At 53.7% G+C, this 15,776-nt stretch carries 11 protein-coding genes; 6 read left to right on the top strand and 5 right to left on the bottom strand.

The genetic code is table 11. The features are described 5' to 3' along the window. Positions 1-44 precede the first annotated feature (44 nt). The 3 genes from nuoL to nuoN all read left to right on the top strand — a co-directional run bounded on the left by nuoL (position 45) and on the right by nuoN (position 5,047). A complete protein-coding gene (nuoL, locus tag SQ11_RS09330) occupies positions 45-2,000 on the top strand; it encodes an NADH-quinone oxidoreductase subunit L (RefSeq protein WP_084226795.1) in 1,956 nt (651 codons plus the stop codon). A gap of 78 nt (positions 2,001-2,078) precedes the next feature. Beyond that, positions 2,079-3,563, top strand: coding sequence for an NADH-quinone oxidoreductase subunit M (locus SQ11_RS09325; protein WP_041513876.1), 1,485 nt, complete (start codon positions 2,079-2,081; stop codon positions 3,561-3,563). 38 nt (positions 3,564-3,601) lie between these two features. Then, positions 3,602-5,047 (top strand): NADH-quinone oxidoreductase subunit NuoN, encoded by a 1,446-nt coding sequence (gene nuoN / locus SQ11_RS09320; protein ID WP_041513875.1) that lies wholly within the window; start codon positions 3,602-3,604, stop codon positions 5,045-5,047. 224 nt (positions 5,048-5,271) lie between these two features. Here the strand turns inward: nuoN and SQ11_RS16445 are convergent, their stop codons facing one another. From SQ11_RS16445 to SQ11_RS09300, 4 genes are all read right to left on the bottom strand, one after another. Next, entirely contained in the window at positions 5,272-6,024 is a 753-nt protein-coding gene (locus tag SQ11_RS16445; RefSeq protein WP_052494125.1) for a TIR domain-containing protein, read from the bottom strand. A gap of 568 nt (positions 6,025-6,592) precedes the next feature. Continuing rightward, positions 6,593-7,012: a YchJ family protein gene (locus tag SQ11_RS09310; RefSeq protein WP_052494136.1), complete on the bottom strand. Its 420-nt coding sequence runs from the start codon at positions 7,010-7,012 to the stop codon at positions 6,593-6,595. A gap of 122 nt (positions 7,013-7,134) precedes the next feature. Next, the gene (locus SQ11_RS09305; RefSeq protein ID WP_041513873.1) at positions 7,135-8,136 is read right to left on the bottom strand and encodes a serine/threonine protein kinase; all 1,002 of its coding nucleotides are present in this window, start codon (positions 8,134-8,136) and stop codon (positions 7,135-7,137) included. Between the two features lie 40 nt (positions 8,137-8,176). Then, positions 8,177-9,292, bottom strand: coding sequence for a sorbosone dehydrogenase family protein (locus SQ11_RS09300; protein ID WP_041513872.1), 1,116 nt, complete (start codon positions 9,290-9,292; stop codon positions 8,177-8,179). A 325-nt stretch (positions 9,293-9,617) separates the two neighbouring features. On the opposite strand from SQ11_RS09300, the gene htpG reads away from it, so the two are divergent. Beyond that, positions 9,618-11,540 (top strand): molecular chaperone HtpG, encoded by a 1,923-nt coding sequence (htpG, locus tag SQ11_RS09295; protein WP_041513871.1) that lies wholly within the window; start codon positions 9,618-9,620, stop codon positions 11,538-11,540. Positions 11,541-11,932: 392 nt separating this feature from the next. Here htpG and nhaR read toward each other — a convergent pair whose 3' ends face one another. Next, positions 11,933-12,892 (bottom strand): transcriptional activator NhaR, encoded by a 960-nt coding sequence (nhaR, locus tag SQ11_RS09290; RefSeq protein WP_084226794.1) that lies wholly within the window; start codon positions 12,890-12,892, stop codon positions 11,933-11,935. 239 nt (positions 12,893-13,131) lie between these two features. On the opposite strand from nhaR, the gene SQ11_RS09285 reads away from it, so the two are divergent. Together SQ11_RS09285 and SQ11_RS09280 are read left to right on the top strand one after the other, a co-directional pair. Next, positions 13,132-14,619: a TolC family protein gene (locus tag SQ11_RS09285; protein WP_041513870.1), complete on the top strand. Its 1,488-nt coding sequence runs from the start codon at positions 13,132-13,134 to the stop codon at positions 14,617-14,619. Beyond that, on the top strand, positions 14,616-15,776 hold the full coding sequence (locus SQ11_RS09280) for an efflux RND transporter periplasmic adaptor subunit (RefSeq protein WP_041513869.1): 1,161 nt from the start codon (positions 14,616-14,618) through the stop codon (positions 15,774-15,776). Before SQ11_RS09285 ends, SQ11_RS09280 begins: the two co-directional genes overlap by 4 nt.

Genomic DNA, 15,776 nt, shown 5'->3' with positions numbered 1-15,776 from the left:
GGAATCAGAGACCGGTTGTTCTAAAAACAAGAAGACGAATTTCAATGACTGAGATGCAAAAACTTTATCTATTGATTCCGCTGGCTCCGCTGGCGGGGGCGCTTATCGCGGGACTGTTTGGCCGGGTGATCGGCCCGGCCTGGAGTCATCGCACCACCATTGTGTTGATGATCGTATGCGTGATTGCGTCTATTGCCGTTTTCATGGATGTGTTGAAAGGAAATATTTATAACGGCAGCGTTTATACCTGGATGATTTCTGGTGACACCCGTTTCGAGGTTGGATTTCTGATCGATCGGCTCTCGGCCATGATGATGGTTGTGGTGAGCGGCGTGTCGTTAATGGTGCATATCTACACCATCGGTTATATGCACGGAGACCCTGGCTACCAGCGTTTTTTCAGCTATATCTCACTCTTTACGTTCTCGATGCTGATGCTGGTGATGTCCAATAATTTCCTCCAGCTCTTTTTTGGCTGGGAGGCGGTAGGACTGGTTTCTTATCTCCTTATTGGTTTCTGGTATACCCGTCCTACCGCGATTTATGCCAACTTGAAAGCTTTTCTGGTCAATCGTGTCGGTGATTTCGGTTTTCTCCTCGGTATCGGTCTGGTGCTGACATATTTCGGCACGCTGGATTACACGGCGGTATTTGCCCAAGCGCCCCAGCTCGTTACGCAAACAATTGAAATCATTCCCGGCTCGCCGTGGGCACTATTGTCAGTCGTCTGTATTTTGCTGTTTGTCGGCGCGATGGGTAAATCAGCACAGTTTCCGTTACATGTATGGCTGCCCGATTCGATGGAAGGCCCTACGCCCATTTCCGCACTGATTCATGCCGCGACGATGGTAACCGCGGGTATTTTCATGGTGGCGCGCATGTCGCCATTATTTGAATTAACCGAGACCGCGCTATCGTTCGTATTGGTGGTTGGTGGCATCACCACGCTATTCATGGCCCTGATAGCGATTGTGCAGAACGATATCAAGCGGGTGGTGGCCTATTCGACCCTGTCGCAACTGGGTTACATGACTGTGGCATTGGGTGCATCAGCATACTCGGCGGGGGTTTTTCATCTCATGACCCACGCCTTCTTCAAGGCGGTGCTATTTCTGGGCGCGGGCTCAGTAATCATCGCCATGCATCATGAGCAGGATATGCGGAAAATGGGTGGACTCAAGAAATACATGCCCATTACGTACTGGACGATGTTTATCGCCGCGCTAGCGAGCGCCGGCGTGCCCGGTTTTTCCGGATTCTTTTCCAAGGATGCCATCATTGAAGCCGTGCATTTTGCCAACATACCCGGTGCCGGTTTTGCCTATTTCTGCGCGGTAACCACTGTATTTGTCACCGCGTTCTATACTTTCCGTCTCGTCTTCATGACCTTTCATGGCAAGCCGCGCATGGATCATCACACAGAAGAGCATCTCCATGAATCACCCTGGGTGGTGACGTTGCCACTGGTCGTTCTGGCAATACCCAGTATCGGGGCGGGCTGGTTGATCGGACCGATGTTGTTTGGAGACTATTTCGGCAGCGCCATACAAATCATGCCTGAGCATGAGGCCATCACAAGAATGTCGGCGGAATTTCATGGCATATGGGGAATGATGACCCATGCTGTCACCACCTTGCCGTTCTGGTTTTCGGTTGGCGGTATTTTCACCGCCTGGTATCTGTATAGAGTGAATACCGATTTGCCGGGAAAAATAAGCCAGGCCGCCGGACCGCTCTATACGCTGCTGGATCGTAAATATTTTATTGACGAATTCTATTCCTGGCTGTTCGCCGGGGGTGCGCGCTCGCTGGGCGGAGGGTTGTGGAAATTCGGCGATGTAAAAATCATTGACGGATTTTTGGTCAACGGCACGGCACGAGTGGTGGCCGGAACCGCCATGCTGATACGCCACTTTCAGTCGGGCTATATCTATCATTATGCGTTCACCATGATTGTTGGCGTGTTTATACTGATGAGTTTTTGGTTGTACGGATCCTAAAAAACAATAAGAAATAAATTATCAGGGCTTAGGCCCGGCATTTCGCTACGCGCTAATGAATAAAGAAACGGAATAGACATGTTGTTTGGCCTTCCCCTGTTAAGTCTAGTCATCTGGCTGCCCATTTTTGCCGGCATTGGCGTGCTCGCCACGGGTGGCGATCGTAATGCCCAACTGGCAAGATGGCTTGCACTGGTTGGATCGATAGCCGGCTTGTTGGTGGCGATTCCGCTCTATACCCAGTTTGACCCGTTAATGAACGCCATGCAGTTCGTGGAACACAACGCCTGGATTGAGCGCTTCAACATCCATTATCATCTCGGCGTCGATGGCATCGCCATGCCGCTGATCTTGCTGAATTGCTTTACCACACCGCTGGTGGTAATCGCAGGGTGGGAGGTGATAAGCAAACGAGTGTCTCAATACATGGGCGCGTTTCTTATCATGTCAGGCATCGTCAATGGCGTGTTCTCGTCACTCGACGCGATTCTGTTTTACATCTTCTGGGAAGCTTCGCTGATCCCGATGTTTCTCATCATTGGCGTTTGGGGCGGTCCCAACCGCGTGTATGCAGCGATCAAGTTCTTTCTTTACACGCTATTGGGCTCCCTGTTGATGCTAGTGGCATTCATTTACCTCTACCAGGTTTCAGGCGGCAGCTTCTCGATACTGGATTATCATAAGCTGCCGCTGCCGCTGACCCCGCAGATCCTGATATTTGTCGCCTTCCTGCTGGCGTTTGCAGTGAAGGTGCCGATGTGGCCGGTACATACCTGGCTGCCGGATGCGCACGTGGAGGCGCCAACCGGCGGGTCGGTGGTGCTGGCGGCAATATTGCTGAAGCTGGGCGGTTATGGCTTTTTGCGTTTTTCCCTGCCGATCGTGCCGGATGCAAGCCAGCATCTTTCGACCATGATGATCGTATTATCATTGATAGCGGTGGTCTATATCGGACTCGTCGCCCTGGTACAGGCGGACATGAAAAAGCTCATTGCTTATTCGTCGGTATCGCACATGGGATTTGTTACGCTCGGCTTCTTTCTGTTTAATGCCTATGGACTCGAAGGCGCGATGGTGCAGATGATTTCGCATGGCTTTATTTCGGGTGCCATGTTTCTATGCGTGGGAGTGCTCTACGACCGCCTGCATTCACGCCAGATTGCCGACTATGGCGGGGTTGCCAACAAAATGCCGGTATTTGCCGCGTTCTTCATGCTATTCGCCATGGCTAACGCGGGATTACCCGGAACCAGCGGTTTTGTCGGCGAATTCATTGTCATCATGGCCGCCATCAAGGTGAATTTCTGGTATGGATTCCTCGCCGCCACCACACTTATCACCGGTGCGGCCTATACGCTCTGGATGTACAAACGGGTGGTATTTGGCGCGGTTGCGAGTCCCGGTGTGGAAGCGCTGAGGGATATCAACGGACGCGAGATCCTGATCCTGACGGTACTGGCGGTGGCGGTACTGGGAATGGGCCTTTATCCGTCGCCATTCACAGAAGTCATGCATACCACGGTGGACGATCTGCTGGCGCATGTCGCCCGCAGCAAGTTGTAATGCAAATGAAACGAGCCTTGCCTGTTTGAGGATATTAAATGAATTTTATGCAGCCTGATTTCGCCCCCGCCTACCCGGAGATATTTCTTCTGGTCATGGTATGCGTGGTGTTACTGGCCGATATCGCATGGGGTGAGAAAAAGCCCTATGTTGCTTATTTGCTGTCGCAAATTACGCTGCTCGGCTGTGCGCTGATCACTTTTGGCACTTCCGTGCCCGGCGTCGTTTCTACGTTTTCGGGCATGTTCGTGGACGACGCCATGGCCGACATACTGAAGATGCTGGTATATATCACTGTATCCACGGTGCTGGTATATTCACGCGCCTATATTTCGATACGCGGCATGCTCAGCGGCGAGTTCTTCAGTCTGGCGCTATTTGCCACGCTGGGCATGATGGTGATGATTTCCGCCAGTCATTTCCTGACGCTCTACCTGGGACTGGAACTCCTGTCGTTATCGCAATACGCCATGGTGGCATTGCGACGCGATTCGGCGGCGGCAACCGAGGCGGCCATAAAGTTTTTCGTCCTCGGCGCGCTGGCTTCCGGTTTCCTGCTGTATGGCATGTCCATGATTTACGGGGCGACGGGTTCGCTTAACATTGCTCGCGTAACGGAAGTGATACAGGGAGGCGCGCTTAATCATGCGGTGCTGGTGGTGGGTCTTGTATTCATCGTCGCCGGTATCAGTTTCAAGTTGAGCGCGGCGCCGTTCCACATGTGGGCACCAGATGTTTATCAGGGAGCGCCCACGGCCGTCGTACTGTTTATCGGCGCGGCGCCGAAACTGGCGGCGTTCGGTTTTGTGATGCGCCTGCTGGTGGAAGGCATGGGAGCAATGGTGGCGGATTGGCAGGGGATGCTGGTCATTCTGGCGGTGATGTCCATGATGATCGGTAATCTCGCCGCTATTGCGCAGACTAATATCAAACGCATGCTGGCATATTCCACCATCTCGCACATGGGTTTCATGCTGCTGGGCTTTATCGCCGCCGATGAGAACGGCTACAGTTCATCCATGTTCTACATTGTGGTCTACATATTGATGACCCTGGGCACATTTGGCATGATCATGCTGCTGTCGCGTGAGGGGTTCGAAGCCGACAAACTCGACGATTTCAAGGGGCTCAATCGGCGCAACCCGTGGTACGCGTTTATTACGCTGCTGTTGATGTTCTCGATGGCCGGCATTCCGCCTACGGTGGGGATTTATGCCAAGCTGTCGGTGCTGCAGGCGGTGTTGAGTGCCGGCTACATATGGTTGGCGGTGGTGGCAGTGCTATTCTCGCTGATCGGGGCATTTTATTACCTGCGTATCGTTAAACTGATGTATTTCGATGAGCCCGAAACCGATGCGCCTCTCCTGCCGGAGAGTGACGTTAAGCTATTGATAAGCGCGAATGGCCTGGCGATATTGGCATTCGGCCTTTTTCCCCAGGCGCTGATGGCATTGTGCGCCTACGCTATTCAGCAATCCATATAGCTATAGCAAACAAAAGCTGGGTATGGGAAATGACCGATTCAAGTCAAGTACTCAAGAGAAATTGAAGAGACGGTTGGAGCCTGCGGCCAAAGGTGTCGATAGACGGTCGGAACAATTCAATATCAATCGAGTCTGACCCCATTGATTGATCATTGATCGTTGATTCTCCGGTTTCCCGATAACGTTTTGATTCTCTCGTCTGCGTGGGTTTCGGTTAGAGTGTATCACCCCGGCAGAAGAGCTTGCACGTCAATCGTCATTCCTGCTTTGACCAATTCGTTTGCTAGCTTTGGCTTCCACGCACCCGGTTCGTCAAGCTCAAGAAATAGAACACCGTGAAAGTCAGAGGGAATCTCGATTCCTGGCTTGAACAACGCGCAAACTTTACTTCGTCCCAAACGACCGGTGAAATAGCCGAGTTCCAAAACAACATTTTGCCTTGCACGAGAGAACAGTTTGTCTTGCGTCTTAACGCTCGCACCAACATCATCTGGCGTCATTAGAACAATAGCAAACCCCACATCGGAATATGCTTCAAACTTTTCGATAATGGTCCGCCCTTCATTTGCCTGCTCATGAAGAATGATCGGGTCGAGTCCTAAGCGCTCGACAAATCTTGCCGTTGACTCCTTAGTACCTGTGTCATGTCCATGCACGAGAAATACACGATTGGTAGATATGGGAGTTTGGCGACTGCCAGCTGCATTCGAGTGTTCTATCTTCGCCTGCTGCAGGCCGGATGCTTCAATGCGCAGGGCCATACCTTCGAGATGACCAATTTGACTATCGCGATAGCCAGGCCAAAATACACTCAAATCATCCCCAGCTAATTCCTTGAACGCGGCAGCAGCTTGGCTGTCGATCGCCGCTGCTAATAGGGCTGTAACTCGGCTTAACCATCTGTAATACGACTGGTAACTGTTTACTTTGTGACCAGCAGAAATAAGTTCATCAATTTTTTGAGCAAACGTATTCATTTCGTGGGGTTATGAGCTCTGCAACATTTGAAATAACGGATCGTCAAACACGAAGCTTTCTGACGGTTCGTTGATCGATGGGTTATGCATAGACTTTCTCCACTGTCTGTTTGTAGTCCGACTCGTACGACTCAAAATGATGAACAGTTGAGGCTCTCATCATCAACATGGATCGGAACACTAGCAGCTCTAACGGCTCCAATCAAGAAAAATGAGGGAGAGTTAATTTACTTGCGAGAATATTTGGCAACAATTGGTAACAACGTCGCCTTTTATCCCAACTGGCCTGCGGCTAAGCCTCAAAAACTTACTAGATCTGACAGTCCGATTTGGCCCAACTAAGTCATACAGTATTTATCGACTTACTACCCGTAGAGGTCAAAGCAGCCAGGGTTTGACCGAGTGCTTCGAGCATGTTGGGCAACCGGTCGAGATGCACGGTGTCATGTGTGACGTCGCCGATACATTCAAGGAAGAAGAGTCGCGACAACTTTACCGTAGATTACGTTTGCGTCAATGACGCCTTGAGCATTTGTAACGATTCAGGAGGGGATGCTGCGCTTCTGACCTATTGACCGGCTGGTTTATTCCTTTTCCTCAGACCTCCAACGCTATCGCCGTCCACATAGAACCATTGTCCGGCCTCGCGTACGAAGCGGCTGATTTCATGCAAACGATGCGCGCGGCCCCCTACCTTATAGCGCGCGACAAACTCCACCATGGCGTGATCCGGCTCTGGCTGTTCATGGCGCTTCACTTCCAGTCCCAGCCATTTGCGGGTCGGGTTGCTTCCCAGGTCAAGTGATGCCGGACGTGTAGTGTGATGCCAGGTTGCCAGTAGGTAATCTTCCCGCCCGAGGGTGTACGCGGTGTAGCGCGAACGCATCAATGCGTCCGCAGTGGGCGCGGTTTCGACGCCATCCAGATAGCGGCCGCAGCAGCCGGCGTATCTTTCGGTGCCGCCGCGGGTTTCCGGCAGTTTCGCCATTAACGCAGCACCGCCGCAGGGGCAAGGCATCATTTTCGTATCCGTATAAACCTCAGAAAACGATTAACTATTTTTCGTTATATTTTTTCCAGTAGCCGTTCCGTGCACCGTGGTAATAACCGTTACGCCTGCCACAGCGGCGGTTCGTCCATCAGTGCGATCTGTTCGCGCAATTCAAGGATGCGATCCTGCCAATAGCGCTGGGTGTTGAACCACGGGAACGCCTGCTTGAAGGCAGGATCGTTCCAGCGCTGCGCGAGCCACGCCGCGTAATGGATCAGGCGCAGGGTGCGCAGCGCCTCGACCAGATGCAATTCGCGTTCGTCGAAGTCGCAGAAGTCCTCATATCCGGCCAGCACATCAGTTAATTGTCGTACCTTGTCGGCGTGTTCACCCGACAACAGCATCCATAAGTCCTGTATCGCCGGCCCCATGCGGCTGTCGTCAAAATCCACGAAGTGCGGGCCCTCGTCCGTCCACAGCACGTTGCCCGCATGGCAGTCGCCGTGCAGGCGCAATGCGCGTACTCCGCCCGCCCGTGCAAAGCAGTGGCGTACGCCGTCCAGCGCCTGATTCACCACGCTGCGATAGGCCGCATCGAGATCAGCCGGAATAAATTCATGCGCGAGCAAATAATCGCGCGGCTGCTCACCGAAGCTCGCAATATCCAGCGTGGGGCGTTCGCGAAACGGTTTGAGTGCGCCGATAGCATGGATACGTCCCATGAAGCGTCCCATCCATTCCAGCGTGTTGCGGTCTTCCAGCTCGGGCGCGCGGCCGCCGTGTTTTGGAAATACGGCGAAGCGAAATCCCCCGAAACTCTGCAGCGTTATTCCATTCAGCATCAACGGTGGCACGACAGGTATTTCGCGCTCAGCCAGTTCCCATACAAAGGCGTGTTCTTCGAGTATGGCGGCATCCGTCCAGCGTTCGGGACGATAGAATTTCGCCACCAGTGGCGCATCTTCTTCCATGCCGATCTGGTAGACGCGATTCTCATAGCTGTTGAGTGCCAGCATGCAGCCATTGCTGCGGAAGCCCATGCTTTCCAGCGCGTTCAACACGCAATCGGGCGAGAGCGTGGAGAAATCCTGTGGAGGCGGGCTATTTGCTGGTGTTAACACTAAATGCTCAAAACGATGCCACTTTGGTTTTTCGTCTGCGCTAGGATTTCTTGTAGCTGATGCGATAGATGACTCCCGCATAATCGTCGGATACCAGCAATGCTCCGTCGGGCATCACCAGCACATCTACCGGTCTTCCCCATACATTTTCCTTTTCCAGCCAACCTTCGGCGAACACTTCCTGCTTGACTACTTTGTTGTTCTTTATCTGCACGAACTGAAGCCGGTAGCCGACCTTATTGCGGCGATTCCAAGAGCCGTGCTCGGCAATAATAATATTGTTGCGATACTCTGGCGGGAACATGTTGCCAGTATAGAAACGCATCCCCAGGGGAGCAACATGCGCGTCGAATTTGGCCACGGGGGCGGTGAGCTTGCCGCAATCGCGCTTTGCGCCGTATTTGGGGTCAAGGATATCGCCCGCGTGGCAATAGGGATAGCCGAAGTGCAACCCTTTTCTGGGTGCGCGGTTAAGCTCATCGGGCGGCAGATTGTCACCCATCCAGTCGCGCCCATTATCCGTGAACCAGAGTTCCTTCGTTTCGGGGTGCCAATCAAACCCCACCGTGTTTCTCACGCCATATGCATAGACCTCATGATCGGTACCGTCCGGCTTGAGGCGCGCGATCAATGCGAAACGCTCCGGATCGGGTTCGCAGATATTGCAGGGCGCTCCTACCGGGGCATATAGCAGACCATCCGGGCCAAAAGCAATGAATTTTCCTCCGTGGTGTTTTTCAGTGGGAAAACTATCGGTGATGACTATTGGTTTTCCCGGCTGGTCGAGTTTTTCTTCGATTCCGTCAAAGCGCAGAATGCGCTCGACTGCGGAGACATAGAGCGCGCCATCCCGGAACGCCACTCCCAGCGGCGAATTAAGTCCGCTGGCAAGGGTTCTGACTTGACGTGTCCCGCCATTGTCCGTGATAGCGTAAACATTTCCCGCATCCTTGGAACCGGCAAATACCGTGCCGTTCTTTCCCAGCGTCAGTCCGCGCGCATTGGGGACTTCCGCCCACACATCAATGGAAAATCCGGCCGGCAGTTTGATCTTATCCAGTGGCAACGCACGATTCTGGTATTCTGCGGCGGCAGGGAAGATACAGCAAAACAGGCAAAGCATGATAGAACGGGTGAATATTTTTATAGCGAACATATCTGGAACTCCGGGTTATTTTTGTTTTCCATAAATTCAACGTGGATCCATCAGGCGGCTCTCCGAGCCTACGCGGGCGCTGGCGATCAGTTTGCGGCCATTTCCGCTGCTTGCCCGGTGTCCATGGACCAGGCCATGGACGTCTCCCAATCGTCAAAACTGTCTCGCAACCTGCCTCGCCATCATTTCGCGTCCTAATGGATCATCTGGATAAAAGTAAGAAAATTGCGTTCTGGAGCGCTTTTTGGGCGATTTTTAAGCAGGACAACTTGAAAACCGCCAATCCGCCCTCATTGTCTTATTGCATTTTTTTAGGAGGAAACCCATGCAAGCCACAGCTACCAAAGAACATCTAAGTTTTCAGACTGAAGTTAAACAGTTGCTCAATCTGATGATTCATTCCTTGTATAGTAACAAGGAAATTTTTTTACGCGAACTGATTTCCAATGCTTCGGATGCCGCCGACAAGCTGCGCTTCGAGGGATTAACCGATGGAGCGCTGTATGAATCGGATTCGGATCTGAAGATTCGCGTGGGCTACGATGCCGCGGCCCGCACCATCACTATCGCCGATAATGGTATTGGCATGTCCCGGCAAGAAGTCATCGATCATATCGGTACCATCGCCAAGTCGGGTACCCGAGAATTCTTCAGTTCTTTAACCGGCGATCAGGCCAAGGATGCGCATTTGATCGGCCAGTTCGGCGTCGGCTTTTATTCTGCGTTCATCGTCGCGGACAAAGTCACGCTCACCACCCGCCGCGCCGGTTTGACCGCTGAACACGGTGTCCGCTGGGAGTCTGGCGGTGAGGGGGATTATACGCTCGAGACGGTGGAGAAAACAGATCGCGGCACGCAAGTCATTCTGCATTTGCGCGAAGGTGAAGATGACTTGCTCAGCGGCTGGCGGCTGCGCACCATCATTCGCAAGTATTCCGACCATATCACGCTGCCCATCTTGATGAAAAAAGAGGAGTGGTCCCAAGAAAAGAACGAAAACACGATTACTGATGAAGACGAGACGGTCAATCAGGCGAGCGCACTCTGGGCACGCGCCAAAAGCGACATCACGCCGGAGCAGTACGAAGAGTTCTATAAGCATGTGGCGCATGATTTCGAGCCGCCGCTGGCTTATCTTCACGCCAGGGTGGAAGGTAAACAGGAATATACCCAGCTGCTCTACATTCCGTCGCGTGCTCCCTTTGATTTGTTCGATCGTGAGCCGCGTCACGGCATCAAGCTTTATGTGCGGCGGGTATTCATCATGGATGATGCGAAACAGCTGCTGCCGAATTATTTGCGGTTCGTGCGCGGCGTGATTGATTCCAATGACTTGCCGCTGAATGTTTCGCGCGAAATATTGCAGGAATCAAAAGATATCGAGGCCATACGGGCCGGTGCGGTGAAAAAGGTATTGGGGCTGCTCGAAGATCTGACGCAAAGCGAGCAGGAAGATGAAAAAGCCAAGTTCAAAACTTTCTGGAAGGAATTCGGCCAAGTCCTCAAAGAGGGCGTGGCGGAAGACTACACCAATCGAGAACGCATTGCCAAGCTGTTGCGCTTTGTTTCCACCCATGCCGATACAGATGAACAAACGGTGTCGTTCAGCGACTATATCGCGCGGATGAAGGAAGGGCAGGAGAAAATTTATTATGTCACCGCCGATAGCCTCAAGGCGGCCAGAACCAGTCCGCACCTGGAAGTTTTCCGCAAGAAAGGCATAGAAGTTTTACTGCTGTCCGAACGCGTGGATGAATGGCTGGTTGCCAATCTGACGGAGTTCGAGGGTAAGCCGCTGCAATCCGTGGCCAAGGGCAGTCTCGATCTTGGAAAACTGGAAGACGAAGAAGAGAAGAAAGAGCAGGAGAAAGAAGCGGGTGACTACAAGGAACTTACCGAGAAAATAAAGAGTACGCTCGGCGAGCAGGTAAAGGATGTGCGTGTTACGTTGCGCCTGACCGAATCCCCCGCTTGCCTCGTGGCAGATAGCCACGATATGAGTGGAAATCTGGAACGGTTGCTAAAATCCGCGGGGCAGAAAGTAAATCCCACCAAACCAATCCTGGAGATTAATCCTTATCATCCCATGGTACAGCGCCTAAAGTCAGAACAGGCACATTTCGACGACTGGAGTCATATCCTGTTCGACCAGGCATTGCTGGCTGAAGGCGGTCAGCTTGAAGATCCAGCTGGTTTTGTTAAAAGGATCAATGAGTTGCTTTTTCTCACGACTTCAGACGGAAGATAGGCGTGAGGGTGGAGAAAAACCCGCCGCCAACGGCTCTCAGCGATGGGTGGAGCAAGCGCAGCTCATCACCGGGTTATTCACCCCCCTTGCCAAACCGCCACCAGATCATGTCTTGATGTATCTATGTTTTGATATGTTATGCGGTTTTGATGGGTTGCGCTTGGCTCCACCCATCCCCACAGGCGTCTAATTGCGAATGGTTCATGGGCATATTTCTATTAAAACGCAGATAATCGATTAAGCGGTTTTCCAAGCTTCTACAAGTGCTGGCGATCAGTGTGGCCGCTTGTTCCCCATAGACCCCAGCCATAGCCTCCCCGAACCGGTAAAACCGTCTCGCAACCTGCCTACCATCATCTCGTGTCCTTCCTGATGGATGATCTGGATTGAAATCATCCTCTTATTGAACGAGTAGCACGGGCGACGGCTTCCCCCGAAGGGCGCAATTGGGTGTCCAGGTTGGCGAACAGTTCCCGGTGGGCGGTGTCGTTGATGGCCACCACTGCGGGATGCGTGAGTCGGCGTTCCATCGAAATGGCATAGAATTGCTCGGTGACTTCGTTTGTATGACCGAGAATGGTCACGCCATGTTCCCGCCGCACTTCTTCGGCGATCACCGAGGGTGCCATGAAAACACCGGTGCCGGCTTGCCCGAAAGCCTGCATCAGTGCGCTGTCGTCAAACTCGCCCACGATATGCGGCCGAATCTGGTGGGCCTCGAACCAGCGCATCAGTGGTATTCGCACCGCGGCTTCCTTGCCGGGAATGAGTAACGGGGCAACATTCAGGATTTGCGGCCATTGATCCGTGAATTGCGCTGCCAGCCGCGGCTCGGCAAAAAAAGTGATCCCGCAATCCCCAAGTTTGTGGCTGTAACCCTTCACATTTGTACCGGCGGGCATGGGCCGGTCGGCAAGCACCAGATCGATACGCTGAATTGCCAGTTCCACCAGCAAACGCACCAGCTTGTCTTCCCGGCAGACGATCCGCACCGGTTCGTCGAGGCATATTGCCGGCGTCAGTAGCCTATAGGCGATAGATTTGGGTACCGCATCATCGACGCCTACGCGAAGTTGAATGGAGCGGCTTTCAGGACGGCTACGCAGCGCTTCTTCCAGCTCGTTTCCGATCTGGAAGACCTCGTCGGCATAGGAAAGCGCGAGCCGGCCGGTTTCGGTGAGTTCAAGACGCCGTCCCACACGCAAAAACAGCGCCACCCCCAGTGTTTCCTCCAGGAGCCCAATCTGACCGCTCAAGGTCTGAGGCGTGAGATGCAGCCGCTCGCTCGCCCGGACCATGCTGCCTGCCTTGGCAACAGCCCAGAAATAATGTAACTGTTTGTAATTAAGCATGGCATGTACAATACAATGTGTGATAATAGTTCGTAAATATCGATTATATTATCAGCTAGATACTACTTTTATTGATGCAAATTTTATTCTAGACTGGGTTAAAATTAATGGCCATGTTTGTCTTTAGTTGACGTTTTTTATGTTGAATAGTGCCTGGTCATCTGTTTGAATATCAGTGCTCTTACTTGCAGCGATTGAAGCGAGTTTCATCTCTTTCAGAAATATAAAAAAGGTAGTAGATGCAAATATCACCCCGCTTTCGCATCTTGCTGAGCCTGGTTCTCATCTCGCCGTTCACCGCTGTTTCAGCTCAAGACTCGCCCACTTTTGGACCTGCGCCCGCGACTTCCCTATCGGATAGCCTGCCGCCTCCCGCACTACCTTTGATTACTGAGCCATCTGTCGTAACACCGGCTGTTCCGGCGCCCCCGGCACCTTCTTCAGTCCGGACACCTTCCACCCCGCCGCCCGTTGGCGGGAGTAGTTTCGATAAGATACCTCCTTTCACTTTACCCTCCGCTGCCGCTTCCGCCCCCATGCCACCCGGGGCGCTTTCGATCGAAGCCTTGCAGCGAGTGGGGTTGGAGGCCAACGGGCTGGTGCGCGCGGCACGATCCCAGGTGGACGCTGCCGAGGCGGGCGTCATCGGCGCCGCAGCCTACCCCAACCCGGAAGTAGCGCTCTCGGGCGGGCCGCAACATCCACGCATCGCGGCGGCTAATCCGGCCACGAATCATCGCGTTGCCACAGTTTCCCAGAGGATCGAGAATCCCTATGTGCGCAGCGCGCGCATTGGCGCGGCGGAGTCGGGTGTGGACGCGAGCCGCGCCAGCTATCATCAGGTACGCGCGGACTTGGCAGCGCAATTGCGGGTGCGTGCCTATGAACTGCTGCTGCGCCAGGAAATCGCCCGCATGGAGGGAGGCATCTTCGATCTGATGCAGGAAGTGCGGCGCCGCATCAACGTGGCCGTGGGTGTGGGCGAAACCGCGCGCTTCGAGCTGGTCCGGGCCGACGCCGAGGTGCTGAACGCGGCCAGCCGCAAAGAGGCGGCGGAGCTAGGCGCGCTGCGCGCGCGCGTTGCGCTCATGCAATTCACCGCGGGCGCCCTGAAGCCGGATTTCGTGATAAACGCATCCCTGTTCGATCCAATAAACCTGCCTCCATTGGAAGAGTTGCGCGAGGAAGTGCCCGCTGTCAATCCGGATGTACGGCGTCTGGAAGCGGAGCAGAACCGCGCGCTCCAGCGAATCGATCTGGAGCGCGCCTCGGTTTTACCATCGGTACAGATTTTGCTCAGCAATTTTCAGGAAGCCCAGTACACGTCGAATACAGCCGGGTTTAACGTAACCGTTCCGATATTCTACCGCCGCCGCGGAGAGATCGACGCGGCCGTGGCGGATTCGGCGCGGGCGCGGGAAACCCTGGAATTCCGCCGTTACGAAATCGGCCAGTTATTCGAATCCGCCTGGCAGGCCTTGCAGATTGCGCGTCGCAGGGTGGAGATGTTCGAAGGCGGCATCATCAAGGAAGCCGAGAACGCGTTGCAGATCGCCCAGGCGGCGTATCGCTTTGGCGAGCGCCCCTTGATCGATGTGCTCGACACCCAACGTATTCTACGGGGGATTCTTATGGACTCGCTGCAGGCACGCTTTGATCTACAGGCCGCCGCCGCCGAAATTGACCGGTTACGGGCTTATTATCCCAGGGAGCAAGGTGCCGAATGAAAAAAATAATGCGCATTACCGGTGCTGTCGTCATTGTTGTGCTGCTTAACGCTGGATGCAGTAGCAACGAGGAAACTGCGTCTCCCCAAAAAGCGGTCAAGCAAGAACAGGAGGATGTAAACAGTATCACGATCAGGCCAGAAATGGTGCCACGCATAAAGATCGGTCAACCCACCATGGTCGATCTCGCCGATAAATTGCAGGTTCCAAGCCAGGTCGAAGTGGACGAAGAGAGGCTGGTGCGCATCGGGTCCTATGTGACGGGGCGTATTACCGATTTATACGTCATGCTGGGTGATAGCGTTAACGCCGGACAGCCATTGGCGCGTATTACCAGCCCAGAACTGACCCAGGCGCAACTGGCGTTTTTGCGTGCATTTTCACGGACTGTACTGACCGAAAAAGCGGCCCAGCGTGCCCAACACTTACTGGCCGCTGACGTGATCGCTATCGCAGAGGTGGAACGGCGCGAATCGGAGCTGGAAGTTGCCCGCGCCGAACTGGAGGCGGCGAAGGATCAACTGCGCCTGCTGGGAGTGGATAGCACTGTAGTGGCAGAACTGGCAAAGCGGGGCCATATCCTGCCTTCCGTTACCATCAATGCGTCGAGAAGCGGCATCATTATCGCGCGGAGCGTCATCATCGGTCAGGTGGTGCAGCCGGCCGACCAGTTGTTCGGGGTAGCCGATCTTTCCTCGGTCTGGGTGGTGGGCGATGTGCCGGAGCAGATCGCACGTAATGTGCAAGTCGGTCAGCATGTGGAAATTCATGTTCCGGCTTTGGGTGACGTAAGCCTTGATGGTCTTATCATATTCGTTGCCGATACGGTGAATCCGCTGACCCGTACCGTGATGGTGCGCACCATGGTGGAGAATCCCCAGCGCAAGCTCAAGCCCGACATGCTGGCCACCATGCACATTACCGACAATGCACATAAAAGCCTGGTAGTGCCGGAAACCGCGGTAGTACGCGAGGCCAACCGCGACTATGTATTCCTGGCTCAGGGCAATAATCGGTTCCTTCGAATACCTGTCGAATTGGGTCACGAGGTTGCTGACATGTATCCCGTGTTGAACGGAGTTACGATCGATCAGAAGATCGTGGTGGATGGCGCCTTTCATCTGGACAACGAGCGCAAGCTCGCCGAACTGGAGTAG

Origin of the sequence: Nitrosospira sp. NpAV (assembly GCF_000832065.1) — a bacterium.
In the GTDB taxonomy this organism is placed as follows: Bacteria; Pseudomonadota; Gammaproteobacteria; order Burkholderiales; family Nitrosomonadaceae; genus Nitrosospira.
This window is presented reverse-complemented; position numbering and strand designations above follow the sequence as displayed.

Bases quoted from the DNA above. Each gene is read 5' to 3' on its own strand.
- SQ11_RS16445 (WP_052494125.1), bottom strand. From the start codon at position 6,024: ATGAATACGTTTGCTCAAAAAATTGATGAACTTATTTCTGCTGGTCAC.
- nuoN (WP_041513875.1), top strand. From the start codon at position 3,602: ATGAATTTTATGCAGCCTGATTTCGCCCCCGCCTACCCGGAGATATTT.
- nhaR (WP_084226794.1), bottom strand. From the start codon at position 12,892: ATGCTTAATTACAAACAGTTACATTATTTCTGGGCTGTTGCCAAGGCA.
- nuoL (WP_084226795.1), top strand. From the start codon at position 45: ATGACTGAGATGCAAAAACTTTATCTATTGATTCCGCTGGCTCCGCTG.
- SQ11_RS09285 (WP_041513870.1), top strand. From the start codon at position 13,132: ATGCAAATATCACCCCGCTTTCGCATCTTGCTGAGCCTGGTTCTCATC.
- SQ11_RS09280 (WP_041513869.1), top strand. From the start codon at position 14,616: ATGAAAAAAATAATGCGCATTACCGGTGCTGTCGTCATTGTTGTGCTG.
- SQ11_RS09300 (WP_041513872.1), bottom strand. From the start codon at position 9,292: ATGTTCGCTATAAAAATATTCACCCGTTCTATCATGCTTTGCCTGTTT.
- SQ11_RS09310 (WP_052494136.1), bottom strand. From the start codon at position 7,012: ATGGCGAAACTGCCGGAAACCCGCGGCGGCACCGAAAGATACGCCGGC.
- htpG (WP_041513871.1), top strand. From the start codon at position 9,618: ATGCAAGCCACAGCTACCAAAGAACATCTAAGTTTTCAGACTGAAGTT.
- SQ11_RS09325 (WP_041513876.1), top strand. From the start codon at position 2,079: ATGTTGTTTGGCCTTCCCCTGTTAAGTCTAGTCATCTGGCTGCCCATT.